This is a genomic window from Vibrio sp. 2132-1 (assembly GCF_033344315.1).
Window position 1 is genome coordinate 1 of sequence record NZ_JAWPON010000718.1, and the last position, 552, is coordinate 552.

The 552-nt window shown below is 49.8% G+C and carries 1 pseudogene; it reads right to left on the minus strand.

Annotated features, from left to right (window positions below):
- Nucleotides 1-494: pseudogene (locus R8N47_RS27575) on the minus strand (flagellin); the annotation flags it as partial.
- Nucleotides 495-552: the final 58 nt, after the last annotated feature.

Consider the following 552-nt stretch of genomic DNA (forward strand, 5'->3'; position numbering starts at 1 on the left):
AAGTTCAGCACATTTGGCTGGCCAGCAGGGAAGCGATGCCCTTCGCCCGTAACCAAAACCTTCTGCTGCATTTGTTGATAAGCGTTATCCCGCGCTTCAAACAAAATGGTGCCGTCTTCAGCCAATGATGCGCGCATGCCCATTGCAATTAAACTGCGGTCGAGCATTTTCACCGTGCGTGCGCCGTCCGATTGACCGTCAAACTGAATCATCACCGCTTGGCCCTGAGGGAAATCCAAACGAATTTGTTCCGCTCGGTCACTGAGACGATGCACATTCAAACCTGGGATAGAGAAGCGACGAATATCGGCTTTATCCAATTTGAGATGCAACTCGTTATCAATCACCTTCTGGCCATCAAAGCGCGCTTGTTCCACAACACGTTGAATGTTCGCTTTAGAGCGCACAAGCGTATCTTGCAACCCCGGCACATTTTGTGTGCCTTGCGTAACGGCTTGAGTTAACCCACGTTTAATGTGCGTTAACTCAACCCCGGCACATTTTGTGTGCCTTGCGTAACGGCTTGAGTTAACCCACGTTTAATGTGCGTTA